Below are 420 nucleotides of genomic sequence, written 5' to 3'. Positions count from 1 at the left end.
ATCATCCACGGCGAGCCCGAGTTTTATCATATGTACAGTGAGAAAAGTCTCACCTGGAACGGTATCACCCAGCAAAACCGTAACGGGTTATTGTGGGATAAAACCATGAATGTTGACGGCCTGAAAACGGGTCATACTTCTGGTGCCGGGTTTAATCTCATTGCTTCGGCTGTAGATGGGCAGCGTCGTCTCATTGCAGTGGTAATGGGAGCTGACAGTGCAAAAGGTCGTGAGGAAGAGGCAAGAAAATTACTGCGTTGGGGGCAACAAAACTTTACTACGGTGCAAATTTTGCACCGTGGGAAAAAGGTCGGAACGGAACGCATCTGGTATGGCGATAAAGAAAATATCGACCTGGGAACGGAACAAGAGTTCTGGATGGTGCTACCGAAAGCCGAAATTCCACATATCAAAGCCAAA

1 pseudogene is annotated in these 420 nt (G+C 47.6%); it reads left to right on the top strand.

Annotated features, from left to right (window positions below):
• Nucleotides 1-420 (top strand): annotated as a pseudogene (locus tag FHC49_RS11365) (serine-type D-Ala-D-Ala carboxypeptidase DacD); the annotation flags it as partial.

This window comes from Kluyvera sp. EC_51, assembly GCF_019584505.1.
GTDB lineage: Bacteria > Pseudomonadota > Gammaproteobacteria > Enterobacterales > Enterobacteriaceae > Kluyvera > Kluyvera sichuanensis.
Note: the sequence above shows the minus strand (reverse complement) of the source record. Positions and strands in the feature narration are given on the sequence as shown.